The sequence below is a fragment of the Actinoplanes sp. GCM10030250 genome (genome assembly GCF_042666575.1).
GTDB lineage: Bacteria > Actinomycetota > Actinomycetes > Mycobacteriales > Micromonosporaceae > Actinoplanes.
The window spans coordinates 1-23,914 of record NZ_JBHTDO010000001.1 but is presented as its reverse complement, the minus strand read 5'-3'; the positions used below and the strand labels follow the sequence as shown (position 1 = coordinate 23,914).

Sequence of the window (23,914 nt, the reverse complement as noted above, 5' to 3'; positions counted from 1 at the left end):
CCCGCACAGCGGGCCCCTTTTTCGCGTTCTGTACTCAGCGGCGCCGCAGCAGGATGTCCTTGACCTCGCGCAGCGCGGCATCGACCTCGGCCTCGAAGTAGCCGTTCGGCACCAGGCCGAACTGGAGCATGTCGAGGTCGTTCTCGTTCACCGGCATCGGGCCGCGACCGGTCATCGCCTGCAGGATGCCCTCGAAGAGCCGGTCCACCTGCATCGGGTCGTAACCGCTGCCGAACCGCCTCGGCTGGAACGTGCGGCGCAGCTGATCCACCCGGTACAGCTCGCCACCCGGCTCACCGAGCGGCGGGCCGAGCTGGGGCTGCTGCTGCGGCGGGCCGTAACCACCGGGCGGGCCGCTCATCGGCGCACCCGGCATCGGGGAGCCCGGCATCGCCGAGGGCATCTGCTGGCCGCCGTAACCGCCGCGCTGGTCACGGTCGGGCATGCGGATCTCAGCGGTCATGTCGGCCCGGCCGTGCCGGCCGGGCTCGAAGCCGTCGTAGCTGCCACCCTGGTCGTACCCACCCTGGTCGTAACCGGGGGGCGGGCCGGGGCGCTGAGGCGGCTGCTGCTGCCCGTAACCGGTCGGCTCGTCATAGCGGCCACCATAGGGGTCGCCCTGCGGCATCTGCTGGCGCTGCGGCATCTGCGGGGGCATCTGAGGCGGCATCATGCGGTCGTCGCGGACCGGGGCGGGCAGCCGCTCGGTCGGGGGCGCCATCGGGCTCTGCCCGCGGCCACCCATGCCGGGGCCACCGGGCGGCATTCCTCCGCCGCCCTGCATTCCCCCGCCCTGCATTCCCGCACCCTGCATGCCACCGCCCTGCATACCACCGCCGTGCATGCCGGCGCCCTGCATACCCGCGCCCTGCATGCCGCCCATGCCGCCCTGGTTCATCCCCGGCGGGCCCTGCGGTGCGGCTGACAAGCCACTGCGCATCGAGTCACGCATCGGGTCGGGTGCCGGGCGGCCGCCGCGCTCCTCGAACTCGGCGAGCTGCCGCTCGACCCGGTCCAGGTGCAGGTCGACCTGCCACTCGTCGTAGCCGCCGAACCGCACCCGGAAGACGACGTCGTGCACCTCCTGCGCGCCGACCGGCGGGCCGGCCTGCTCACCGGACAGGGTCGCCTCGACCCTGTCCAGGAAGGCGTCAACCTCGTCGACCTTGTAGCCACGCCGCAACGCACGCCGCCGGAAACGCTGTCCCTGACTCGTCACAACGTCTCCCACTCCGCTCGCTGGGACCTGCGCCCAGTCACTGTGCCACCTCCGCGTCGGCTGCGGCGCCCCCTGCGCTCGCTTGCGTCAGCTCTCCCGCGGCCAGCTGGCCGCACGCACCGTCGATCTCCCGGCCCCGGGTGTCGCGCACGGTGGTCGAAACGCCGGTCTCTCGCAGCCGGCGGACGAACTCGCGCTCGACCGGTTTGGGGCTTGCATCCCACTTGCTGCCCGGGGTGGGGTTCAGCGGGATGAGATTCACATGAGCCAGCTTGCCGTTCAGAAGGCGGCCCAACAGGTCGGCACGCCAGGGCTGATCGTTTACGTCCCTGATCAGGGCGTATTCGATGGAGACCCGACGGCCGGTCTGCGCCGCGTAATCAAACGCGGCATCGAGCACCTCGGCCACCTTCCAACGCTGGTTGACGGGCACAAGCTCATCGCGCAGATCATCATCGGGGGCATGCAGTGACAACGCAAGAGTCACAGAGAGCTGTTCGGCGATCAACCGGCGCATAGCGGGCACCAAACCCACCGTGGACACCGTGATGTGCCGTTGTGAGAGCCCGAGACCCTCCGGCGCCGGGGTCGTCAGGCGCCGCACCGCCTCGATCACGCGCGGGTAGTTGGCGAGCGGCTCGCCCATGCCCATGAAGACCACGCGCGACAGCCGCGGCGGTGAGCCGGTGACCGCACCGGAGGCGGCCACGCCGGCCAGATAGACGACCTGGTCCACGATCTCGGCCACCGAGAGGTTTCGGGTCAGGCCCTGCTGGCCGGTCGCGCAGAACGGACAGGCCATGCCGCAACCGGCCTGGCTGGAGACACAGGCCGTCACCCGGTCGGGGTAGCCCATCAGGACGCTCTCCACGAGCGCGCCGTCGTGCAGCCGCCACAGCGTCTTCCGCGTCGCACCGTCGTCGCAGGCCTGCTCCCGGATCGGGGTCAGCAGCGTCGGCAGCAGATCGGCCGTGATGCGGTCGCGGGACGCCGCGGGCAGGTCGGTCATCGCGGCCGCGTCACGCACCAGGCGGCCGAAGTAGTGGGTGGAGAGCTGCTTGGCGCGGAAGGCCGGCTCGCCGAGGCTCGCGACCGCGCTCTTACGACCGGCGAGGTCGAGGTCGGCGAGGTGGCGCGGAGGCATGCTCGGGCGGCGGCGGGTGGTGACCGCGTCGGGCTGGTCTGGGCTGATCGGGATGACCGGAAGAATCGTCATGGCATATCCAGCTTCTCACGCCTGCTAGCTCGGGGAGATGATCGAGAAGAGCAGGTAGGCGGTGGGCACGGCGAACAGGATCGAATCCAGCCGGTCCATCAGCCCACCGTGACCGGGCAGCAGGTTGCTCATGTCCTTGATCCGCAGGTCCCGCTTGAGCATCGACTCGGCCAGATCGCCGAGGACCGCGACCACCGATATGACGGCGCCGAACAACAAGCCCCAGTACACCGGCACGTCGAGCAGGAAGAACAGCAGCGCGCTGCTGCCTATCGCGGAGGCGGTCAGCGAGCCGGCGAACCCCTCCCACGACTTCTTCGGGCTGATCCTCGGTGCCATCGGATGCTTGCCGAGGAAGACGCCGGACGCATACCCACCTGTGTCGGAAAGCACCACGGCGACGAGCGTGGCGATGACCCGCCAGGCCCCGTCCATCGGCTCACCGTCGCCCGGATGGACCAGCAGGGCGGCGAAGCTGAGCAGGAACGGCACATACACGGCGATGAGCACGCTCGGGGTGAAGTCGCGCCGGACCGCGGGGACGCCGTCCGCGAGCCGCCAGAGCATCGCGGCGCCGACCGTGACGGCCAGGCCGATGGCGAGCGCGTCGGGACCGGCCTGCCAGGCGAGGCCGACCATCAGGGCGCTGCCGGCGATGAGCGGGATGAGCGGCGGGCTGCTGCCGGCGACCGCCATCGCCCGGGCCATCTCCCAGACCCCGATGCCGGAAGCGACAACAAGGACCACCAGGAGGGCGACCGGTTCGATCAGCAGCGACGCCAGCACGATCAGGCCGAGGCTGAGACCGACTCCGATCGCGGCGGGCAGGTTGCGCCCGGCACGGCCCTTCTTCTCGGTCTGTCCGCGTCCGGCCCGGCGCCGGCCCTTGACGCCTTTCGGGCCCGGCGGGGTCTGCAGGACCTCGGGGCCCTGCGGCGCCGGCTCAAAACCGGGCGGATTCGAACCCGACGGATTCGAACCCGGTGGATTCACCGGGTGGGCGGCCGGCTCGTCCGCGTGCCAGGCCTGACCGGGGTACGCCGAAGGGGCCGGCTGCGAGCGCCGGTAGTCGGCATACGGGTCCTCCGGGGAGCCGGAGGGGTCATAGACATACGGCGCCGGCACGCTCGTGTCGTCGCCGGGGGCCTGGCCGGCACGCGGATCGAGGTACGACATCAGACTTCGAGCAACTCTGCTTCCTTGTGTTTGAGGAGCTCGTCGACGACACCCACGTAGCGATGCGTCAGGTCATCGAGCTCCTTCTCAGCACGACGGCCATCATCTTCGCCCGTGTCGCCGTCCTTGACCAGCTTGTCCAGCTGCTCTTTGGCCTTACGGCGGACGTTACGGATGGCTACGCGGCTTTCCTCAGCCTTATGGCGAGCCACCTTGATCATTTCGCGCCGCCGCTCCTCCGTCATCTGGGGGAGGTGGATGCGCAGCTGGGTGCCCTCGTTGTTCGGGTTGACGCCGAGGTCCGAGTCACGGATCGCGCGCTCGATCGGGCCGAGCTGCGTCGCGTCATACGGCTTGACGATGACCATGCGCGGCTCCGGAACACCGACCGAGGCCATCTGGGTCACCGGGGTGGGTGCGCCGTAGTAGTCGACGACGATCTTCGAGAACATCGCCGGAGTGGCACGGCCGGTCCGGATGGCGGCGAACTCCTCCTTGGCGTGCTCGACCGCGCTGTCCATCTTCTCTTCGGCCTCGAAGAGGGTTTCCTCGATCACCGGCTCTTCTCGCCTCCTTGCTGTCTTCGGTGGTGCGGGATGTGGGGACTTGGACGCGCGCTCACTCAGCGGTGATCAAGGTGCCGATCCGCTCGCCGGCGCACGCGCGCACGATGGTGTCGTCGCCCTCCGCGCCGAAGATCAGCATCGGCAGCTTGTTCTCCTGGCACAGGCTGAAGGCGGCCTGGTCGGCCACCCGCAGACCGCGCAGCAGAACCTCTTGGAAGGTGAGGGAGTCCAGCTTGCTGGCGGTCGGGTCGATCCGCGGGTCGGCGGTGTAGACGCCGTCGACGCCGTTCTTGCTCATCAGCACCATGTCGGCGTGGATCTCGAGCGCACGCTGGGCGGTGACCGTGTCGGTGGAGAAATACGGCATGCCGGCGCCGGCGCCGAAGATCACGACGCGCCCCTTCTCGAGGTGGCGGATGGCGCGCAGCGGGAGATAGGGCTCGGCGACCTGTGCCATCGTGATGGCGGTCTGCACCCGGGTCTGAATGCCCTCCTTCTCCAGGAAGTCCTGGAGGGCCAGGCAGTTCATCACCGTGCCGAGCATGCCCATGTAATCGGCGCGGTTACGGTCCATACCGCGCTTCTGCAGCTCGGCGCCGCGGAAGAAGTTGCCGCCGCCGACCACCACGGCGACCTGGATGCCGCGCCGCGTCACGGTGGCGATCTGCCTCGCCAGCGACTGCACCACGTCGGGCTCGACCCCGACCTCGCCGCCGCCGAACACCTCGCCGGAGAGTTTGAGAACGACCCGCCGCGGCCGCACGGTCGGCGGGTTCTGATCGTCAGCCGTGGAGGACTGCTCGGTCATCATCGTCATGAGACCCGCCTTTCCTTTGCCATCTGCAGGAGACCTTATGCGACCGGGAGGCCGGACGCTGACTCGCGTACCCGACCTCCCGTGCCATTACTGCGGAGCCTTACTCCTGGCCGACCTCGTACCGGACGAAACGGGTGACCTGGATACCGGCCTCCGCGACGACCTGCTTGACGGTCTTCTTGTTGTCGACCACGGAAGCCTGCTCGAAGAGGACGAAGTCCTTGAAGAAGGAGTTCACCCGGCCCTCGATGATCTTGGGCAGAGCCTGCTCCGGCTTGCCCTCCTCGCGAGCGGTCTGCTCGGCGATGCGACGCTCCGACTCGACGACCTCGGCCGGAACCTCTTCGCGGGTCAGGTACTTGGGGCGCATCGCGGCGATCTGCATGCCGACGCCGCGAGCGTCCGCGTCACCGGCCTCGTCGGTCTTGCCCGAGTACTCGACGAGCACGCCGACCTGCGGCGGGAGGTCCTGAGCCTTGCGGTGCAGGTAGACCGCGACGGCGCCCTCGACGACGGCGAAGCGGTTCACGACGATCTTCTCGCCGATCTTCGCCGAGTACTCCTGGACGGTGTCGGCGACGGTCTTGCCGTCCTCCAGCGTCGCGGTGAGCAGCGCGGCGGCGTCGGCGACCTTGTTCTTCTCGCCGAACTCGACCAGCCGCTGACCCAGCTCGACGAAGTCGGGGGTCTTGGCGACGAAGTCGGTCTCGCAGTTGAGCTCGAGCAGCGCCTTGCCGGAGTGGGCCACGATGCCGTTGGCGGCGGTGCGGCCGGCACGCTTGCCGACGTCCTTGGCGCCCTTGATGCGCAGGAACTCGACGGCCTTGTCGAAGTCGCCCTCGGCCTCCTCGAGCGCCTTCTTGCAGTCCATCATGCCGGCACCGGTGAGGTCGCGGAGCTTCTTGACGTCCGCGGCGGTGAAGTTAGCCATGACTCTTCTCTCGATGTCAGTCGGGATACGGCCGCCGCCGCCATCAGCGGCGGCGGCCGGAAGCAATCGGGACGACTTACTCGGCGGGGACGGTGGCCGGAGCCGCGGCGGCCGGGGCGGTCTCAGCCTCAGCCGGAGCAGCCTCAGCAGCAGCGGCCGGAGCGGCCTCAGATTCCGCGGGGGCAGCCTCAGCGGCAGCCGGAGTGGCCTCAGCGGCAGCCGGAGCAGCCTCAGCAGCAGCGGCCGGAGCGGCCTCAGCAGCCGGGGCGGCGGCCGGAGCGGTCTCAGCGGCCTTCTTCTCGGCGCCCTCGTAGAGGTCGCGCTCCCACTCGGGCAGCGGCTCGCCGGCGGCGACGGTGCCCGGCTCGGGCTTCTCCTCGGCGCCACCACGGCCACGGCCGGAGCGGGCGATCAGGCCATCCGCGACGGCGGTGGCGACAACCCGGGTCAGCAGCTCGGCCGAGCGGATCGCGTCGTCGTTGCCCGGGATCGGGAAGTCGACCTCGTCCGGGTCGCAGTTGGTGTCCAGCACCGCGATGACCGGGATGCCCAGCTTGCGGGCCTCGTCGACAGCGATGTGCTCCTTCTTGGTGTCCACGACCCAGATCGCCGACGGGACCTTGGTCATGTCACGCAGACCACCGAGGGTCTTGGTGAGCTTGATCTTCTCGCGGGAGAGCTGGAGGGTCTCCTTCTTGGTGTAACCGGCGGCGGTGCCGCTCAGGTCACCCAGGGCCTCGAGCTCCTTCATGCGCTGAAGACGCTTGTACACCGTCTGGAAGTTGGTCAGCATGCCGCCGAGCCAGCGGTGGTTCACGTACGGCTGGCCGACCCGCGTCGCCTGCTCGGCGATGGCCTCCTGAGCCTGCTTCTTGGTGCCGACGAAGAGGATGTGACCACCCTCGGCGACGGTGTCCCGCACGAAGCTGTAGGCCTTCTCGATGTAGTCGAGGGTCTGGCGCAGGTCGATGATGTAGATACCGTTGCGCTCGGTGAAGATGAAGCGCTTCATCTTCGGGTTCCAGCGCCGGGTCTGGTGCCCGAAGTGGACACCGCTCTCCAGCAGCTGGCGCATGGTCACTACGGCCATGGTGGGTTACTCCCTGGTCTTCCCTGGTTGTCACGCTCACCGGCGGTGAACGTCCTGGCGCCCGGTCAGCGGCCACAGTCGGACCCGACGAAGATCGGGACCAGGGAGGGCCGTTGCCGCCGGCCACCGGCACTGGTGATCCAGCAGCGGCACGGTCGGAGGGCGCGCGAGGTCGGCCGCCTGAGGCGGTCGCCGTCGACAAGCATACGCCAAGCTGCACGGCGGTCCGGGGCGCCCTCTGTCGGCCTTCGTCAGGGGCCGGTTTGCCCTTTATCGGGGGACCCAGTGCGCCTGGGCTGGGTTGATCAGGCTACGGCCAGGCCCGCGGCCAGCAGGAGGATCAGGCCGGCGGGCAGGTAGGCCATCGGGGCGCGTAGCCACGCGTCCCGGGTGGTCGGGCCGCCGCCCGCGGCGAAGAGACCGAATCCGGTCAGCGCGAGACCGAGGGTGAGGCAGACGGCGGGGACTATGCCGCCGGCGGACGGGTCGGCGGCGAAGGTCGCTGTGGCGAGCAGGCGCAGGGCCGGGAGAAGCAGGACGGCGACCAGGACCGCCAGCACTATCGATGAGATCGGGCGGCGGGTGCGGTAGACGCCGTCGGCGGGGCGGGTCTGGTCGGTCCTTGGGGCGGTGATCGGTGGCACCAGGCTTGTCGGTTCGGCGATCGGAGGGCTCAGCGGGCTCGGGGCGCTCAGCGGATTCGGGGCGCTCAACGGGCTCGGGGCGCTCAACGGTGGTGTGGCGGGCGGGCGGACCGGTGGATACTCCGGACCACGGACAGGCATCCGCACGGCTTCGTAAGCGGCCCGCCCGTCCGGCTCGGGTGCGGCTTCACGCTGCTCGGGCAGCCGGAACGAACCCGACACCTCGGGGTCGCCGGAGTCGGTGGCGTGACGGCGGCCGGTGTACCAGCTCGGCTCCGACTCGTCGGCGTATCGATGCTCCACGGATTCGCACGGTAGGCGACGGACCGGTCCGTGGCCACCCTTATCACACGGGGATGGGACCCGGGCGGTAATCCACATTGCCGGTCAACCCACAGGCCGCCCGCCGGGGGCACCGCTTCTGTGCCACGGTCCCGGCCCATGACGACTGAGCGACAGGCGGTCGGCGCCTACGGCGAACGGCTCGCCGCCCGGCACCTGGAAAAGCTCGGTCTCGTCGTACTGCATCGCAACTGGCGGTGCTCGGACGGCGAGATCGACCTCATCCTGCGCGACGGCGACGACGTGGTCTTCTGCGAGGTGAAGACGCGGCGCGGCACGGCCTTCGGCCCGCCGGCCGCCGCGGTCGACCATCGCAAGATCCGCAAGCTGCGGCTCCTGGCCTTCCGATACCTGACCGATTCAGGGGTACGCGGAGGGCAGATCCGCTTCGACGTCGTGGAAGTGCTTCCCCAGCGCCGGGGTGCCGCGATCGTCGTACACATCAGGGCTGCGTTCTGATGAGTTACGCGCGAGTGCTGTGCGTCGGCCTGATCGGGGTCGCCGGTCATCTGGTCGAGGTGGAGGCCGATCTCTCCAGCGGGCTGCCGGCCGTGGTGCTCACCGGGCTGCCGGACACGGCGCTGAACGAGGCACGCGACCGGGTCCGGGCCGCCATGGTCAACTCCGGTCAGGAGTGGCCGAACCGCCGCATCACCGTGAACCTCCTCCCCGCCGCGTTACCGAAGCACGGCAGCGGCTACGACCTCGCCATCGCCGCCGCGTTACTCGCCGGCGCGGGCGAGCTGCCGGTGACGCCGCTGGACGGTGTGGCGCTTCTCGGTGAGCTCGGCCTGGACGGCGCGGTCCGGCCGATACGCGGGGTCCTGCCCATGGTCGCCGCGGCCGCTCAAGCCGGGATCACCCGGGTGATCGTGCCGCTGGACAACGCGCGGGAGGCGACGGTCGTGCCCGGCGTCACGGTGCGCGCGGTCGACTCGCTGCGCCGCCTGGTCGACTTCGTACGGGGCTACGACACGCTGCTCGACCCGCGCCCGGCACCGCCGGTTCCGCCGTACTCCGGCCCTGACCTCGCCGATGTGGCCGGCCAGCCGACAGCCCGGTACGCGCTGGAGATCGCGGCCGCGGGCGGACATCACGTGGCTCTCCTCGGCCCGCCCGGGGCGGGCAAGACGATGCTCGCAGAACGCCTGCCGTCGATTCTGCCGGAACTGGACGACGATGCCGCTTTGGAAGTGACGGCCCTGCAGTCGATCGCCGGAGTCCTCCCGCCCGACGGGCGGCTTATCCGCCGCCCGCCGTTCCAGGCCCCTCACCACAGCGCGAGCCTCGCGGCCCTGGTGGGCGGGGGCACCGGTCTGGGCCGGCCGGGCGCTCTGTCCCTGGCGCACCGAGGGGTGTTGTTCCTCGACGAGGCGCCCGAGATCAGCAGGTCCACCCTCCAGGCGCTGCGGCAGCCGCTGGAGAGCGGCCGGGTCCTGCTGTCCCGGGCGCGGGGAACCACGGAGTATCCGGCTCGGGCTCAACTGGTCATCGCCGCCAATCCGTGCCCGTGCGCCTCCCCCGCCGGCGACCAGCTCTGCACCTGCTCGCCCGTGGCCCGCCGGCGCTACCTCGGCAAGCTGTCCGGGCCGCTGCTCGACCGGATCGACATGAAGATCAACTTTCTGCCACTCACCGCGGTCCAGTTGATGAGCGACTCGTCGCCGGCTGAAGGGTCGTCCGTGATCGCGGTCCGGGTGGCCAGGGCCCGGGCCGCGGCAGCGGAGCGGTGGGTGGCGGACGGCTGGCGGGTCAACGCCGACGTACCCGGGCCGCGGCTGCGGCGGCCACCGTGGCGCTTGCCCGTCCGGGATACCGGGGTCCTCCACACGGCGCTGGACCGGGGCAGCCTGTCGGCGCGAGGTGTGGACCGGATCTTGCGTTTGGCGTGGACGATCTGCGACCTGGACGGGCGTGATCGGCCGGGTGCCGAGGACGTGGGTGAGGCGTACCAGCTCCGGATGGGCGACCTGCTCCAACTCCCGGCCAAGTCCCGAACCTGACCCGTGTGGCGCTCCACCCGTCACCAGCAACGACACATCCGTCATCTGCAACGACTCTTTGAAGGAGAACCGAATGAACGTCCGGACCGCACTTTCCGCACCCGAGCCGCAGCCCGGCCGGCGAGCCTCGCATCGCATCCGAGCGAGCCGCTCCTCCCTCGGCCGGCCCGCGCTGAGCCGATCCGCCCTGAGTCAGCCCGCCCCGGACCGCCGCTTCGCTCTTCGCCTCCCTGCGCCGTTCAAGCGGAAGCCTTCCCCACTCGTTGATCCGCCCTCCACGGATACGGAGGGTGATGAGCTTCGCCTCGGCTGCGGCATATGGCCTCGTCCCCCTCTGCCCGGCTCAACGTCACGGCGCGGTGGACCAGCGGTGTCACGGCGCGGTGGACCAGCGGTGTCACGGCGTGGTGGACCAGCGGTGTCACGGCGTGGTGGACCAACTGTCTCCCGGCGGTCGATATGACCAGCGAGCCTCAGCAGGTCGAACATCACGGCCCCGCCCGCCGGACGGACGGCAACCGGGACGTCGGCGGGGACGAGGATCGGGCGGCACGCGTGGCGCTCACCTGGCTGACCGAACCGGGCAACCGCACGGTCTGGGCGATGGTCCAACAGGACGGCGCTCCCGCCACGCTGGACCGGCTGGTCGCCGGCGACTTCCCGGACAGCCGGCTACGGGCCGCGGTGACAGCTCGGGCCGTGGTCGGTGACGCACACCGGATTGCGGAGATCGCTCTGCGCCAGGCGGAACGGCTCGCCGCCCGGGTGGTCGTTCCCTCGGACGCCGAGTGGCCCGCGCGGCTCAGCGACCTCGCCCGGCTGGAGCTGGACACCGGCGGCCGGATCAATCAGGACACCCGTCCGCCGCTCTGCTTCTGGGTCCGCGGCGAGGGGCAGCTCGACGAAGCCCTGGAACGCTCGGTGGCGATCGTCGGAGCCCGGGCCGCGACCAGTTACGGGACGCACGTGGCGACCGAAATGGCGTACGGCCTGGCCGGTAGGGATTGGACAGTGCTATCCGGTGGGGCGTTCGGCATCGACGCCGCCGCACATCGCGGTGCGCTCGCCGCGAACGGCCGGACGGTGGCGGTTCTCGCGTGCGGCGTCGATCGGCCCTATCCGTCGGGCAACTCCGGCCTGTTCGAGCAGATCGTCGACCAGGGCCTGCTGATCAGCGAGTGGCCGATCGGCGCAGAACCGCTCCGGCACCGCTTCCTGATCCGCAATCGGGTCATCGCGGCGGCCACCGCCGGAACCGTCGTGGTCGAGGCCGCCGCACGCAGCGGGGCGACACAGACGATGAGCAGGGTGCTCGCCCTGTCCCGGCCGGCGCTCGTCGTACCCGGGCCGATCACCTCGGCCATGTCGGTCGGTTGCCACGAGATCCTTCGGGGCAATCCGTACGCCCGTGTGGTCACCTCGGCCGACGACGTCCTCGAGGAGGTCGGTCGCATCGGCGAGTACCTCGTTGATCCACCGCGGGGGCCGGAGGACATCCGTGACTCGCTGGACGAGGAGTCGGCGCTCATCCTGGAGGCACTGCCCTACCGGCGAGCCGCTACCCCGGAGGAATTAGCCGCTTCGGCTGGACTGTCCCTCCGAACGGTCCTCCAGAGGGTGTCGTTTCTGGAGACCGCGGGCCTGATTCTGGTCCGCGAGAACGGGGTGACGCTCGCTCCGGGCCGCCGACGATCCGGTGAATCCGATGTGGACGACTAGGGCCACCGGCCGGGCTCGACCGACGTCCTCGGGAGCGGCCGGTTCGCGCCGTCCATAGCGCCGTCGAGTCGCCGTCAGCGCCGCGCCCCGCAGCGCCCGGGAGTCCCGCAGCGCTCGCCAACCGCAGCAATCATCCGCACTCCGCGACGTCCCGCGCCTCGCGATTCTTCGAGCTCGACGCGCTCGAGGCGTACGGCGCGGACGGAAGCGGATGACCGGCACGGCGGCGTCGTCGCGAGAGCCGGAGGCCCCCGAAACACATCGGTGGAACCCGCCGGAGATCACGAGGCGCTCCGGGACGCGGGCGCAAACTCCCTGGTCGCACCGGAGCCGCAGCTGATCACCGCGCTCGGTCGCGCTGCCGATTGGCATGACAGTGGCCGGCCCGTCGGGTGTCCGGTCGCCACAGTTCAGGTGGCGGCCGGCACCCGCGGCCGGTCATCGCAGCCACGCCGCCGGGGCGGCGCGGGCGCGTGCGTCAGTCCTCGGACTCGTCCAGATCACGGCGGTGAACCTTCATCCACGCCTCGACATCCTCGGTCAGCCAGACCTTGCCCTGCGCCAGGTCGGCAACCGGCTTCGGAAAGTCGGCTCGGCTCGTGATCTGGTAGGCCCGCTGCCGGCTCACACCGCCCAAGCGGATGCGGATCTCGTGCGCGCCCATGAGTCGGATCGGCTTCACTCCCACATGATCGACCGTAGGCGCGGGACTATTAGTCGATAATCAACTTGATAGGCGACAGGTAGTCGCCAGTCACCTAGTGTGGTCCCATGCCTAGAAGTCGCCCGACAATCCCTCCCGTGCCGCATTCGCCCAGGCACCGGCGCGATTGGCGAACCCTGTGGCGCCGATGCATCTGCGGCCTGCCCGCTCCGTGCATCGACCTGCGCCTGCCGGCACCGTCACCACCCTTCCCGCCGGCCGTCAGCCCCGATCCCCGCCGCAACTCAACTTCCCGGCGCGGTTTGTACCGTTCCCGCAACGCCCAGCCCGACGACGGGCCGCCGCCCAACAGCGGGCCACCACCCGACAACGGGCCACCACCCGACAACGGGCCGCGGCCAGACCACAGGCCGCCCAACAACAAGCCGCCCAACAACAAGCCGCCCCTGAACGACAGGCCGCCTCCCGGCAACCGACCGCCTCCCAACGACAGGCTGCCTCCCGACAGTGGGTCGCCGCCCGCAGGCCGCCGGGCGAACATCCCGTCACGCTCCCCGCGCCACGAGCCGAACATCGGTTGCGTCGGTCGACTCACGCCGGCCCAGGAGCATCGCGCGGGCCGGGTGCCCCCGAAACCACGCCGCCGCCGCAGCCATGGCCACTGACCGCCGCGCAGGCCGAGCGAGTAGACGTGAGCGGGAGCAGATATGACAACGATCAGTGAGCGGGAGCATGTGCACGACCGTCCGCAGTGGAACTGCCGGGTCTGCGGGGAGGCGTGGCCCTGTGAGAGTGCCAAGGTCAGTCTGCTGGAGGAGTATCGGGCGTTTCCGTCGCTGCTGAAGATCTATCTCTCGGCGCAGATGTATGACGCGCTTGATGATCTGACCGCGCAGGGACAGCCGCCGCCGAACCTCCACGAGCGGTTTCTGTCCTGGGCACGACGAGGGCCGGCGGAGCCCTGAAGGGTGAGAAACGGGCGGCGGTCACGACCTCGGTGCGGCATCACTGCCGACCTCGGCGAAGACCGCCGCCCGCCCTGCCGCCCGATCAAGCTCGGCCTTCTCAGTGCGACACTGGTTATTCTAGTAATGATGGCCTGTAGGTACAACATTATGTGGGCGTGTAGTTACGTGAGCGTGTAGCTATGTGTTCACGTAAGAACGTGGTCACGTAAAATGGCGCCATGATCGATCATTCCGCGGACCGTGCGGTCTTCCGCCAGTTGGCAGACCTGCTGCGGCGGCAGATCGAAACCGGTGAGCTGGGGCCGGGTGATCCGCTGCCGAGTGAGTTGCGCCTGGCGGAGGATTACGACATCAGCCGCACCACGGTTCGGCAGGCGATCGGGCAGCTGCGCAGCGAGGGGCTGGTCACTGTGGACCGGCCACGCGGCACGTTCGTCCGGGTGCCGGAGCCGGTCGAGGTGGTGGCACTGGCCCGGGGTGAGCGGGTCGGCGCACGCATGCCCACCGACGCGGAGCGCCGGAAATACCGGCTCAGCGACGGCGTCCCGATGCTGGTCGTCATCGCGGCAGACGGCACCGAGACCGTCCACCCCGCCGATCGTGTCCAACTCAGCCGCCCCTGACCACCACGGCCGGCGTGCCGAAACTCGATGACCAGCGTGGGCCGGCACACCGACGGAGGTCAGGCTCGGGTTCGGCGTTGGTAGCCACGGCCGGCGTGCCACGACTCGATGACCAGGTGGTCGGCCGGCACACCGACGTAGGTCAGGGTCACCTCGGTGATGTCGATCCGGAAGAAACCCGCGCCCACATGAGGGGTGTCCGGAGGCGGCGGGACCTCGACGGCCAGGCCGGCCAGCTTGGCGTCGCCGGGGCCGGACTCCGGGTTTTCCTTCGGCGGCTCCAGGGTGGGGCAGTGCATCGCCAGGCGAGGGTCGCGGCGCAGGTCTCGCAGTTTCAGCGAGCCTGGCATCATGCCGAAGGTGATCTCACCGTCCTCGAACTGCGCCTCGCACGCGCTGATCCGCGGGGAGCCGTCCCGGCGCAGCGTGGCGATCGTCTTGTTGGTGCCCGCCTCGAACAGGGCCCGGACCCTGGCCGCGAACTCGGGTGCTCCGAACTTGAGTGACTCGATCTCGATTTCTTCCCAACTTGCCATGCCGACGAGGCTAGGCCGGGGGTACGACAGGTTCGCCGCCGATCGGCGAGGAGGCTTGACGCGATGATCTCCAGCGGAGGACGGTCGAGGGCGATGCGGATCCGCGAAATGCACCAGGACCTGCCGCCGGCACTGCGCGAGGCGGTGGACGACTTCGGCCATCATCTGGCGGTTGTGGACGGGCGGTCGGAGCACACCGTGCGGGCCTACCTCGGGGATGTGGTCTCGCTGCTGGACTTCGCCGCGCGGGAGGGGCGTACCAGGGTGGCGGATCTGGACATCACGATCCTGCGAGGGTGGCTGGCTTCGCGGATGAGTGGCGGCGCCGCCCGTACGTCTCAGGCACGTCGTGCGGCAGCGGTCCGCGCGTTCACCGGCTGGGCCCATCACACTGGCCGCGCGCCCGGCGATCCGGGCGCCCAGCTCGCGAGCCCGCGCGCCCACCGCACCCTGCCCACGGTCCTGCGCGCCGACCAGGCCGCCGACCTGATGACCGCGACCCGGCCACCACCCGCGGACCACCCCAGCAAGGCGGTAAAAAACGACAAAACACCAGGCGAGGACGACCAGGCGGCCAGCAAAGAAGACGAAACGGCAAGCAAGGACGACGAGACGGCAGCCGAGGGCGACGCCACAGCGATCCGGGACCGAGCCGTCCTGGAGTTCCTGTACGCCACCGGCATACGCGTGAGCGAACTCTGCCACCTCAACCGCGCCGACGTCGACCACGCCCGCCAGGTCGTCCGCGTCTTCGGCAAGGGCGCCAAGGAGCGAGCCGTCCCCTACGGCAACCCGGCCCGCCGAGCCCTCGACGAGTGGCTGCGCCTCGGACGCCCCCTGCTGATCGCCCGGGCGAGCCGTGACGCCCTCTTCCTCGGCGCGAAAGGCGGCCGCCTCCAGCCGACAGTGGTCCGCCGGATCGTGGCCCGCGCCGCCCAGGCCGCGGGCCTGCCGCACACCAGCCCGCACGACCTGCGGCACTCGGCCGCCACCCACCTGCTGGACGGCGGGGCCGACCTGCGGGCGGTGCAGGAGCTGCTCGGTCACAGCTCGCTGTCGAGCACCCAGATCTACACCCATGTGTCGACCGACCGCCTGCGAGCGGCTTTCAAACAGGCACACCCGCGGGCCTGACGTCGTACGATCCACAGCATGAGCGCCGACGGACCGCCCCGATCCATCTCCGGCGCCCGGCTGCTGTTCACGCTGGACCCGGCGGTGTCCTATCTCAACCACGGTTCGTTCGGCGCTCTGCCGATCGGGGTGCAGCGCGCCCAGCAGCGGCTGCGTGACGAGGTGGAGGCGAACCCGCTGCGGTTCTTCGGCACCGGGCTGATGGACCGGATCGTCCACACCCGACGGCATCTGGCGATGTTCCTGGGCGCCGATCCGGAGGGCAGCGCGCTCGTGCCGAACACCACCGCCGCGGTGTCCCTGGTCCTGCAGTCGGTGCGACCGGGCTCCACGGACGAGGTCCTGCTCACCGACCACGCGTACGGCGCTGTCGCGATGGCTGTCCGCCGGCAGTGCCGCCGCACCGGGGCGAGCGCGCGCACGGTGGCCGTGCCGATCGGCGCCCCGCCCGCCGAGGTGGTGTCCCGGATCCGCGCCGCGCTGCGTCCCGGCCGGACGAAACTGCTCGTGGTCGACCAGCTGGCGTCGGCGACCGCGATGCTCTTCCCGGTCCGGGAGATCGTCGCCGCCGCGCAGGCGCACGACATCCCGGTGATGGTGGACGGCGCACACGTGCCGGGGATGCTGCCGGTGGACGTGAGCGCCATCGGCGCCGATTTCTGGGTCGGCAACCTGCACAAGTGGGGCTGGGCACCCCGCGGCACCGCGCTGCTGCACGTGGCACCGGAGTGGCGGCGGCGGATCGACCCGCTGGTGGTCTCCTGGGAGCAGGATCAGGGTTTCCCGCTGTCGGTCGAGTTCCAGGGCACGATCGACTACACCACGTGGCTCGCGGCGCCGGCGGGCATCTACGCGCTGCGCACGCTCGGGCTCGAAGCTGTCCGGGAACACAATGCGGCGCTTGCCTCGTACGGTCAACGGGTTGTCGGTGAGGCCCTCGGCCTCGCGCCCGCCGACCTGCCCGACCCCGGCGGACCCGGTGTTGCGATGCGTGTCGTGCCGCTGCCGCCCGGCCTGGCGACGACCGCGCCGGAGGCGCAGGCGCTGCGGCTGCACATCGCGGACAAGCTCGCCGTCGAGACGGCGGTGAACGCGTGGGGCGGACGGGGCTGGCTGCGGTTGAGCGGGCAGGTCTACAACCGGCCGGAGGAATATCACCACCTGGCCGACCACCTACCGGCGCTGCTGAGCGAACTCCAGAACCGGTAGGAGGCGGACCCGGCCCAGGCCCAGGAGCAGGAGCGGATCGAAGTAGGCGGCGCCTCGCCGGAGGCCCCAGTGCAGGCAGGCGGCCTGCGGGCAGCCGGGATGACCGGCGTCGAGGGTCCCGAGCCGCTCACCGGCCGTCACTGGATCACCCACCGCGACCGTGGCGATCACCGGCTCATAGGTGGTGCGCAGCCCGCCGGGGTGGGCCACGCTGACGACACCACGGCCGGCGAGGACCCGCGAGTAGACAACGGTGCCGGCACCGGCGGCGCGAACCTCGGCGCCGGGGCTCACCGCCAGGTCGACACCGCGGTGGCCGGCCAGCCACGGCTCAGGGGGCGGCTCGAACCGGCGCACCACCCGAGGCGACTCCACCGGCCAGCCAAAACGCGCCGGCGCGGCATAAGAAGCAGGCAAGACCGGCGCCGCGAAAGAGGCAGGAAAGACGGGCAAAGGAGGAGAGACCGGCGCCAGAAGGAGCGGGACGAGGAACATCGGGACAGCGGAAACCATGCGAGCCACCCTGCCCGCTCCGCTCCCCCGCCGCGACCGGCCCTGTGGACAGCCGCGAATTGTGGAGAACTAGCCGCCGAAGCCCGGCTCGTCCGGCAGTGAGATGTCCGGCTTCTCGAGCTCCTCGACGTTCACGTCCTTGAACGTCATGACCCGCACGTTCTTCACGAAGCGGGCCGGCCTGTACATGTCCCAGACCCAGGCGTCGTGCATCTCGACCTCGAAGTAGACCTCGCCGTCGGAGTTACGCACGTGCAGGTCGACCTGATTCGCCAGGTAGAACCGGCGCTCCGTCTCCACCACGTAGGAGAACTGGCGGACGATGTCGCGGTACTCCCGGTAGAGCTGGAGCTCCATCTCGGTCTCGTACTTCTCGAGATCCTCAGCGCTCATCGTGTCTCGCCCTCCATGGCCTCATCTTCCCCCACCGACGGCGACGGCTGAGGCTGCTCGCCCGACGCCACGCCGACGGTACCCTCAGCCGCCCCCGGAATCAGCAGCGGCACCGTAACGGAACCACCATCCGGCGACGAATCGGCAGCACCGCCCGACACCGGAACAGACGGCACCGCACCAACAGACGGCACCGCACCAACCGACGGCAATGCCGCAACAGGCGGAACGACGGTGTCGAACAGCGACGGCGCCACGAACGCCGCCGGATCCGCCGGACGGCGTGCCCGCGGCGGCCGATTGCCGCGCCCGGAGGCCGCCGCAACGTTCACATACGAAAACCGGTGCTCGGCGCACGGCCCGTGCCGGGTCAACGCCGCACTGTGCTCGTCGGTGATGTAACCCTTGTGCACCGCGAAGCCGTAGTGCGGAAACTTCGTGTCCAGCTCCACCATGAGCCGGTCCCTGGTGACTTTGGCCAGGACGCTCGCCGCCGCCACGCAGGCCGCGACCCGATCGCCCTTCCACACCGCCAGGCCCGGAACTCCCAGCCCATCCACCGGGAAGCCGTCGGTCAAAACGTACTCCGGGCGGACGGTGAGCGACGCCAGCGCCCGGCGCATCGCCGCGAGGTTGCAGACGTGCAGGCCGCGGGCGTCGACCTCGGTCGGCGGAATGATCATCACGGACCAGGCCAGCGCCCGGGCGACGACCTCGTCGTAGACGCGCTCGCGGGCAGCGGGCGTCAGCAGTTTGGAGTCGGCCAGCCCGGGGACCTCACCGCGCTTGCCCTCCGGCAGGATCGCCGCGGCGGCCACCAGGGGGCCCGCGCAGGCGCCTCGGCCGGCCTCGTCGGCGCCGGCCACATAGCGAAAGCCGCGGCGCTGGAGCGCCTGCTCCAGCGCGTAGAGCCCGGCTTCACGACGGACCACGGTGCGAGGTGGGGCCAGCATCTAGCCGGTCACCCGCCGGAGCAGGCCGGCCAGGTCGGCTGGGAAGATCATCTCGCTGCTCGCCTCGATCTCGGCGGCCGACCACCACCGGTGCTCGGTGATCGTCAGCTGCTCCTCGGCATCCATCCCCGCCGTGTCGACCTGCCAGTCGGCCACCCGCAGCAGGAAGAAATCCTGGCTCTGCCGGTAGTGACGGTTGTCGTAGTCGAACTCGGCGACCTCACTCCAGACCGGCTCGCCCAGGTCCTCCGGTGCCACGCGCAGCCCGGTCTCCTCGAACAGCTCGCGGGCCGCGGCCTCGATCACGGTCTCGCCGTCGTCCAGGCCGCCGCCGGCGGTGAACCACCATCGCAGCCCGGGACGGGCCGGATCACCCCCGTGCAGCAGCAACACCCGGCCCGCGAGGTCGACGAGGAGCACGCGGCCGGCGCGGCGGTCAATCACGGTCACGAGACCAAGCCTATTGCGCTAGTGGAGGACCCGGCGACCCGGCTACTTACCCGAGGCGTCCGGAATCGCGTCGTAGCCGTCCGGCACGGAGAGCCAGGTGGCCCGGCTCGCCGGCCAGAAGATGGTGAACGCCCGCCCGACGACCGAGTCGACCGGAACCGTCGCGTCGCCGATCTTGCCGGCCTCGTCGGTGGCGGTGCTCTGCTCGTAGTGCTCGAGGGAGTCGCCGGAGGCCTCCCGGTGGTCACCCATCACCCAGAGGCGGCCGGCCGGCACCGTGACGCTGAACTCCTGGTCGGCCACCTGGTTACGGGTGCCGTCGGCGTCGGTGTAGATGTACGGCTCGTCGAGCGACTGACCGTTGATCTTCAGACGCTGCTGCTCGTCGCAGCACATCACGGTGTCGCCGGGGGTGCCGATCACCCGTTTGATGAAGTCCTCACCGTCGGCGCCGGACTGCCACTCGGTGGGTGCCTTGAAGACCACGATCTCGCCGCGTCGCGGGTCGCGGAAGTCGTAGACGAGCTTGTTGACCAGCACCCGGTCCCACACGTTGAGCGTGTGCTCCATCGACGGGGAGGGGATGTAGAAGGTCTGGAGAACGAACGCACGCACCAGGACGGCAACAAGGATCGCCACACCCAGCAGGATCGGAAGCTCGCGCCAGAACGACCCCCGGCGCTTTTCGGTCTGCTCGTCAATCACGCTCGGAGCCTACGTCGTCGAGTCACGAACGACATGCCGGAACGCGCGGATAAAACCACTGTGAGCAGAAGGGGCAGGACACCGGTTGCGCCCACCGGGTCGGCCTTGGGCTGCGGAACCGGCCCCGCGTGTGCCGCGGTGGGCTGGTTCTGGGCGAACTGTTTCCACACGTCCGGCACGTCCAGGCCGGTGAACCGGTCGCTGGGCCAGACGATCACGAATGCCCGGCCGATGATGTTCTCGATCGGCACCGGCCCCTGGCAGCGGGCGTCCTGGGAGACCGAACGGTGGTCACCCATCACGAACATCTGCCCCTCGGGCACCGTGACCTCGTTGAACCGGCGGCTCGTGCACTGGCCGGCGATCGGAGGCTGGTTCAGGTCCGAGTTGAAGCCCTCGGCGATGTACGGCTCGTCGATGCCGACACCGTTGACGGTGATCCGGCCCTGGTCGTCGCAGCAGGCGACCTTGTCACCCGGAAGGCCGATCACCCGTTTGATGAAGTCCCGCTCGCCGGGGCGGCTGACGCCGACCAGGTCGCCGACCGTCCGGCCGAGCTTGGCCACGAACGTGTTGCTGACCGCCTCGGTGACCTCGGGAGCCCAGTCCTCGGTGCCCCGGAAGACCACGATCTCGCCGCGCAGCGGGTCGCGCATGTCGTAGACGACCTTGTTGACCAGCACCCGGTCCTGGATCTCCAGCGTCTTCTGCATCGACCCGGAGGGGATGTAGAACGCCTGGACCAGGAACGTCCGGATCAGCACCGCCAGGCAGAAGGCGACTACAAGCAGCAGCGGAAGCTCCTGCCAGAGCGGCATCTCCTTGCGCCGGATGACGGACCGCCGCCGTCGGGCCGGCCCATAGCCTTCCATCGGTTCCACGCTTCGCATCTCCCGCCGTCCGCCGGCCGAACCGCCCCCGGATACAGCACTACCGCCCGAGTTCCCCGGCTACGGGAAATTACGAGCGGTAGGACTGAAATGGTTCACCTGGAACCGTCCGGCACAGACGCCAGCCTAGTTGGCCCGCGCCTGTTTCCGCCGCACCAGTTTTTATCAGACGGACTGCTTCTCGCGAAGCTCCTTGATCTTGGCCTTCTTGCCGCGGAGCTCACGCAGGTAGTAGAGCTTGGCGCGACGCACGTCACCGCGGGTGACGACCTCGATCCGGTCGATCGACGGGCTGTTGAGCGGGTAGCTCCGCTCGACGCCGACGCCGAAGCTGATCTTCCGGACCTTGAAGGTCTCCCGGAGGCCGGCGCCCTGGCGGGCGATCACGACGCCCTGGAAGACCTGGACACGGGAACGGTTACCTTCGACGACCCGCGCGTGCACCTTGACCGTGTCACCCGCCCGGAAGTCCGGAAGGTCGGTGCGCTGCGACTGAGCGTCGAGAGCGTCCAGCGTGTTCATCGCTGCATCCTCGTAGTACTAGAGCGCACCGGGAGTTCGGCGCGCGAATGGGTGATTCTGGCCCTGATGATCCGAGAGCCCTCGTCCCCCTCCGCGGCGCGGAGGAGAGACGGCAACCTCACTACTCTGCCACACGCGGAGGCGGGAGTTCCAATCCGGCCTCGGCCAGCGCCTTCCGGTCCTTCTTGTCCAGATTCTCCGGCGGGTACGCGGCGTACATGTCCGGACGGCGGGAGGCGGTCCGGAACAGGCTCTGCTCGCGCCGCCAGCGGGCGATCCGCCCGTGATCGCCGGAGCGCAGCACCTCGGGGACGGCACGGTCACGCCACGTGGCCGGCTTGGTGTAGACCGGGGCCTCCAGCAGACCCGCCGCGTGCGACTCCTCGGTCAGCGAGTCGGCGTTGCCGAGCACACCGGGCAGCAGCCGGGTGACGGCCTCGAGGATCACGATGACCGCGACCTCGCCGCCGAAGAGCACGTAGTCGCCGAGCGAGACCTCGCGGACCGGCATCCGGTCCGCGGCGTCGTCGATCACTCGCTGGTCGATGCCCTCGTAGCGCCCGCAGGCGAAGACCAGATGATCGAGCGTGGCGAACTCGGCGGCGTCGGCCTGGGTGAACGGCCTGCCCACAGGCGAGGGCACGACGAGCGTGGCGCCCGGGCCCGCGACGGCGTCCAGCGCCGCACCCCACGGCTCCGGGCGCATCACCATGCCGGGACCGCCGCCATAGGGGCTGTCGTCGACCGTCCGATGCACGTCGGATGTCCAGGTGCGCAAATCGTGCACGCCGACATCAAGCACACCGGTGGTCCGGGCCTTGCCGACCAGGGACAGATCGAGCGGCCCGAAATAATCCGGAAAAATGGTGACGATGTCGACGCGCACTACAGGTCCAACAGACCTTCGGGCAGGTCCACCACGATCCGGCCGCCGGTGACGTCCACGGTCGGGACGATCGCGCGGACGAACGGGATCAGCGCGGTACCGCCGCCGGTCTTCGCGAGCACGATCAGATCCGACGATGGCGCGTGATCGATCCGCTGCACGGTGCCGTAGGAGGAGCCCTCGGCGGACTCCACGCGGAGACCGACCAGCTGGTGGTCGTGGAACTCCTCGGGATCCTCCGGCGGCGCCAGGCCGGCGCTGTCCACCTGGAGGTAGACACCCCGCAGCTCCTCGGCGACGTTGCGGTCGCCGATGCCCTCGAAGACGGCGATGCCGCGGCCCTGATGCCAGCGGATCGACTCGAGGACCAGTTGTCTCGGAACTTCGTAACGAACACCGGGCTCGGGCGCAGCCGCCGGGCCGGCGCTCACCCGGCGGTCCCGGGGGACCTCCGTGACGAACACCGACCCGGGCGTGAAGCGTTCCTCGGGCTCGTCGGTCCGCACGACAACCGAGACCTCGCCCCGGATGCCGTGCGGTTTACCGATCTGGCCGACGACTAGCAGCATCGGTCAGTAGGCGTCGACGATGTCGACGCGGATGCCACGGCCGCCGATCGAGCCGATCACCTGACGCAGGGCCTTGGCCGTCCGCCCGCCGCGCCCGATGACCGTTCCCAGGTCCTCCGGGTGCACGCGGACCTCGAGCCGCTTGCCGCGGCGCGAGTCGACCAGCCGCACCCGGACGTCGTCCGGGTTGTCGACGATGCCCTTGACGAGGTGCTCCAGCGCAGGCCGGAGCGCCCCGTCAGCTCGCGTCGGCGCCGGCACCGGCCGGGTCCCCTGCCGTCTCGGCAACAGCCTCACGGTTCGGCTCGGCCCGGTCGGCGACCTTCGTCTGCGCCGGCTTGGCCTCAGCGGCCTCCGGAGCAGCAGCGACCTTCTCGGGAGCCTTCTCGGCGGCAGCCTTCTCGGGAGCCTTCTCCGAAGCGGCCTTCTCGGAAGAAGCAGCCTTCTCGGAAGAGGCCTTCTCCGACGACGCGGCGGACTTCTTGCCCGACTTCGCCGTGGTGGCCGGCTTGGTGTCGGCGAGACCGGCGGCAGCCTTGGCCTCGGCCTCGTACAGCTCGTTCTTGTTCTGCTTGCTCTCCTTGACCAGCAGCGGCGGCGGGGCCGGGAGGCCCTTGAACTTCTGCCAGTCGCCGGTCTTCTCGAGGATCCGCTGCACGGGCTCGCTCGGCTGCGCGCCGACGCTCAACCAGTACTGCACACGCTCGGACTTCACCTCGATCACCGAGGGGTGTTCCTTCGGCTGGTAGATGCCGATGTACTCGATGGCGCGGCCATCACGCTTGGTGCGCGAGTCAGCGACGACGATGCGGTACTGCGGGTTGCGGATCTTGCCCATCCGCAGAAGCCGGATCTTTACGGCCACGGTGATTAACTCCAAAAATGACAGCGTGGGTGAGTCGTGCGGAGCCCGCGTGGGGATGCGTGCCCGGTAACTCGTGGACTAGCTGTGACGAGGGGTTAGAGGGCGCCTCGTCGTAAGCCGGATACCAACAAACCATTCTGCCAGATGAGGGAGCCGCATCCCAATCCGACCCTGGAAGATCAAGTTCAAGATCAAGAGCTTGATGTCGTAGCTGGTTGCATGGTGCTGACCGTCGCTCATTGGTGGAGCCTTGTTGTTGCCCGGCCCGTAGGGTCGGGTGGCATCTGGGCCGTCGGGTCACCGCCCACCGT

26 protein-coding genes and 2 pseudogenes are annotated in these 23,914 nt (G+C 69.8%); 7 read left to right on the top strand and 21 right to left on the bottom strand.

Going from position 1 to position 23,914, the window contains the following annotated elements; all coding sequences use genetic code 11:
- Positions 1-34: 34 nt before the first annotated feature.
- From ACFQV6_RS00140 to ACFQV6_RS00105, 8 genes and pseudogenes are all read right to left on the bottom strand, one after another.
- Complete coding sequence (locus ACFQV6_RS00140; protein WP_378025193.1) at positions 35-1,219, bottom strand: DivIVA domain-containing protein; 1,185 nt, start codon at positions 1,217-1,219, stop codon at positions 35-37.
- Between the two features lie 37 nt (positions 1,220-1,256).
- Complete coding sequence (rlmN, locus tag ACFQV6_RS00135; protein WP_378025192.1) at positions 1,257-2,435, bottom strand: 23S rRNA (adenine(2503)-C(2))-methyltransferase RlmN; 1,179 nt, start codon at positions 2,433-2,435, stop codon at positions 1,257-1,259.
- Positions 2,436-2,459: 24 nt separating this feature from the next.
- Complete coding sequence (locus tag ACFQV6_RS00130) at positions 2,460-3,611, bottom strand: phosphatidate cytidylyltransferase (RefSeq protein ID WP_378025191.1); 1,152 nt, start codon at positions 3,609-3,611, stop codon at positions 2,460-2,462.
- Positions 3,611-4,168: a ribosome recycling factor gene (gene frr, locus ACFQV6_RS00125; protein WP_378025190.1), complete on the bottom strand. Its 558-nt coding sequence runs from the start codon at positions 4,166-4,168 to the stop codon at positions 3,611-3,613. Before frr ends, ACFQV6_RS00130 begins: the two co-directional genes overlap by 1 nt.
- A gap of 61 nt (positions 4,169-4,229) precedes the next feature.
- The gene (pyrH, locus tag ACFQV6_RS00120; RefSeq protein ID WP_378025741.1) at positions 4,230-4,985 is read right to left on the bottom strand and encodes a UMP kinase; all 756 of its coding nucleotides are present in this window, start codon (positions 4,983-4,985) and stop codon (positions 4,230-4,232) included.
- Positions 4,986-5,094: 109 nt separating this feature from the next.
- A complete protein-coding gene (tsf, locus tag ACFQV6_RS00115; protein ID WP_378025189.1) occupies positions 5,095-5,925 on the bottom strand; it encodes a translation elongation factor Ts in 831 nt (276 codons plus the stop codon).
- A gap of 306 nt (positions 5,926-6,231) precedes the next feature.
- A pseudogene (rpsB, locus tag ACFQV6_RS00110) lies at positions 6,232-7,015 on the bottom strand (30S ribosomal protein S2); the annotation flags it as partial.
- 305 nt (positions 7,016-7,320) lie between these two features.
- Positions 7,321-7,962 carry a hypothetical protein gene (locus ACFQV6_RS00105; protein ID WP_378025188.1) on the bottom strand — a complete coding sequence of 214 codons (642 nt, stop codon included), beginning with the start codon at positions 7,960-7,962 and terminating at the stop codon, positions 7,321-7,323.
- Positions 7,963-8,100: 138 nt separating this feature from the next.
- Here ACFQV6_RS00105 and ACFQV6_RS00100 point away from each other — a divergent pair, with 138 nt between their 5' ends.
- The 3 genes from ACFQV6_RS00100 (at position 8,101) to ACFQV6_RS00090 (ending at position 11,723) form a co-directional block, all read left to right on the top strand.
- Positions 8,101-8,460: a YraN family protein gene (locus ACFQV6_RS00100; protein ID WP_378025187.1), complete on the top strand. Its 360-nt coding sequence runs from the start codon at positions 8,101-8,103 to the stop codon at positions 8,458-8,460.
- Positions 8,460-10,004, top strand: a complete 1,545-nt coding sequence (locus ACFQV6_RS00095) for a YifB family Mg chelatase-like AAA ATPase (RefSeq protein ID WP_378025186.1) — start codon at positions 8,460-8,462, stop codon at positions 10,002-10,004. Before ACFQV6_RS00100 ends, ACFQV6_RS00095 begins: the two co-directional genes overlap by 1 nt.
- A gap of 318 nt (positions 10,005-10,322) precedes the next feature.
- The gene (locus tag ACFQV6_RS00090; RefSeq protein WP_378025185.1) at positions 10,323-11,723 is read left to right on the top strand and encodes a DNA-processing protein DprA; all 1,401 of its coding nucleotides are present in this window, start codon (positions 10,323-10,325) and stop codon (positions 11,721-11,723) included.
- Between the two features lie 478 nt (positions 11,724-12,201).
- On the opposite strand, the gene ACFQV6_RS00085 is transcribed toward ACFQV6_RS00090, so the two are convergent.
- A complete protein-coding gene (locus ACFQV6_RS00085; RefSeq protein ID WP_052164533.1) occupies positions 12,202-12,387 on the bottom strand; it encodes an AlpA family phage regulatory protein in 186 nt (61 codons plus the stop codon).
- Positions 12,388-13,094: 707 nt separating this feature from the next.
- On the opposite strand from ACFQV6_RS00085, the gene ACFQV6_RS00080 reads away from it, so the two are divergent.
- Both ACFQV6_RS00080 and ACFQV6_RS00075 read left to right on the top strand, forming a co-directional pair.
- Positions 13,095-13,352, top strand: a complete 258-nt coding sequence (locus ACFQV6_RS00080; protein ID WP_378025184.1) for a hypothetical protein — start codon at positions 13,095-13,097, stop codon at positions 13,350-13,352.
- A gap of 221 nt (positions 13,353-13,573) precedes the next feature.
- The gene (locus ACFQV6_RS00075; RefSeq protein ID WP_378025183.1) at positions 13,574-13,978 is read left to right on the top strand and encodes a winged helix-turn-helix domain-containing protein; all 405 of its coding nucleotides are present in this window, start codon (positions 13,574-13,576) and stop codon (positions 13,976-13,978) included.
- Positions 13,979-14,037: 59 nt separating this feature from the next.
- Here the strand turns inward: ACFQV6_RS00075 and ACFQV6_RS00070 are convergent, their stop codons facing one another.
- On the bottom strand, positions 14,038-14,514 hold the full coding sequence (locus ACFQV6_RS00070; protein WP_378025182.1) for a pyridoxamine 5'-phosphate oxidase family protein: 477 nt from the start codon (positions 14,512-14,514) through the stop codon (positions 14,038-14,040).
- 93 nt (positions 14,515-14,607) lie between these two features.
- Here ACFQV6_RS00070 and ACFQV6_RS00065 point away from each other — a divergent pair, with 93 nt between their 5' ends.
- Both ACFQV6_RS00065 and ACFQV6_RS00060 read left to right on the top strand, forming a co-directional pair.
- Entirely contained in the window at positions 14,608-15,648 is a 1,041-nt protein-coding gene (locus tag ACFQV6_RS00065) for a tyrosine recombinase XerC (protein WP_378025181.1), read from the top strand.
- Between the two features lie 18 nt (positions 15,649-15,666).
- Entirely contained in the window at positions 15,667-16,857 is a 1,191-nt protein-coding gene (locus tag ACFQV6_RS00060; protein WP_378025180.1) for an aminotransferase class V-fold PLP-dependent enzyme, read from the top strand.
- Here the strand turns inward: ACFQV6_RS00060 and ACFQV6_RS00055 are convergent.
- The 11 genes and pseudogenes from ACFQV6_RS00055 to rpsP all read right to left on the bottom strand — a co-directional run.
- Positions 16,822-17,214 (bottom strand): M23 family metallopeptidase, encoded by a 393-nt coding sequence (locus ACFQV6_RS00055; RefSeq protein WP_378025179.1) that lies wholly within the window; start codon positions 17,212-17,214, stop codon positions 16,822-16,824. The genes ACFQV6_RS00060 and ACFQV6_RS00055 overlap by 36 nt on opposite strands.
- A 225-nt stretch (positions 17,215-17,439) precedes the next feature.
- Positions 17,440-17,763: a DUF2469 domain-containing protein gene (locus tag ACFQV6_RS00050; protein WP_067505225.1), complete on the bottom strand. Its 324-nt coding sequence runs from the start codon at positions 17,761-17,763 to the stop codon at positions 17,440-17,442.
- The gene (locus ACFQV6_RS00045; RefSeq protein ID WP_378025178.1) at positions 17,760-18,716 is read right to left on the bottom strand and encodes a ribonuclease HII; all 957 of its coding nucleotides are present in this window, start codon (positions 18,714-18,716) and stop codon (positions 17,760-17,762) included. The genes ACFQV6_RS00050 and ACFQV6_RS00045 overlap by 4 nt, the downstream gene beginning before the upstream one ends.
- Positions 18,717-19,166 carry an NUDIX hydrolase gene (locus tag ACFQV6_RS00040; protein ID WP_378025177.1) on the bottom strand — a complete coding sequence of 150 codons (450 nt, stop codon included), beginning with the start codon at positions 19,164-19,166 and terminating at the stop codon, positions 18,717-18,719.
- Positions 19,167-19,208: 42 nt separating this feature from the next.
- Positions 19,209-19,871 carry a signal peptidase I gene (gene lepB / locus ACFQV6_RS00035; RefSeq protein ID WP_378025176.1) on the bottom strand — a complete coding sequence of 221 codons (663 nt, stop codon included), beginning with the start codon at positions 19,869-19,871 and terminating at the stop codon, positions 19,209-19,211.
- Positions 19,868-20,743, bottom strand: a complete 876-nt coding sequence (lepB, locus tag ACFQV6_RS00030) for a signal peptidase I (protein WP_378025175.1) — start codon at positions 20,741-20,743, stop codon at positions 19,868-19,870. Before lepB (ACFQV6_RS00030) ends, lepB (ACFQV6_RS00035) begins: the two co-directional genes overlap by 4 nt.
- Positions 20,744-20,926: 183 nt before the next feature.
- Positions 20,927-21,283: a 50S ribosomal protein L19 gene (rplS, locus tag ACFQV6_RS00025; protein WP_378025174.1), complete on the bottom strand. Its 357-nt coding sequence runs from the start codon at positions 21,281-21,283 to the stop codon at positions 20,927-20,929.
- Positions 21,284-21,404: 121 nt separating this feature from the next.
- Positions 21,405-22,169: a tRNA (guanosine(37)-N1)-methyltransferase TrmD gene (trmD, locus tag ACFQV6_RS00020; RefSeq protein ID WP_378025173.1), complete on the bottom strand. Its 765-nt coding sequence runs from the start codon at positions 22,167-22,169 to the stop codon at positions 21,405-21,407.
- Positions 22,169-22,735 (bottom strand): ribosome maturation factor RimM, encoded by a 567-nt coding sequence (gene rimM, locus ACFQV6_RS00015; protein ID WP_378025740.1) that lies wholly within the window; start codon positions 22,733-22,735, stop codon positions 22,169-22,171. Before rimM ends, trmD begins: the two co-directional genes overlap by 1 nt.
- A 6-nt stretch (positions 22,736-22,741) precedes the next feature.
- Positions 22,742-22,999, bottom strand: a complete 258-nt coding sequence (locus ACFQV6_RS00010) for an RNA-binding protein (protein ID WP_014447131.1) — start codon at positions 22,997-22,999, stop codon at positions 22,742-22,744.
- 157 nt (positions 23,000-23,156) lie between these two features.
- Positions 23,157-23,603: pseudogene (gene rpsP / locus ACFQV6_RS00005) on the bottom strand (30S ribosomal protein S16); the annotation flags it as partial.
- Positions 23,604-23,914 lie beyond the last annotated feature (311 nt).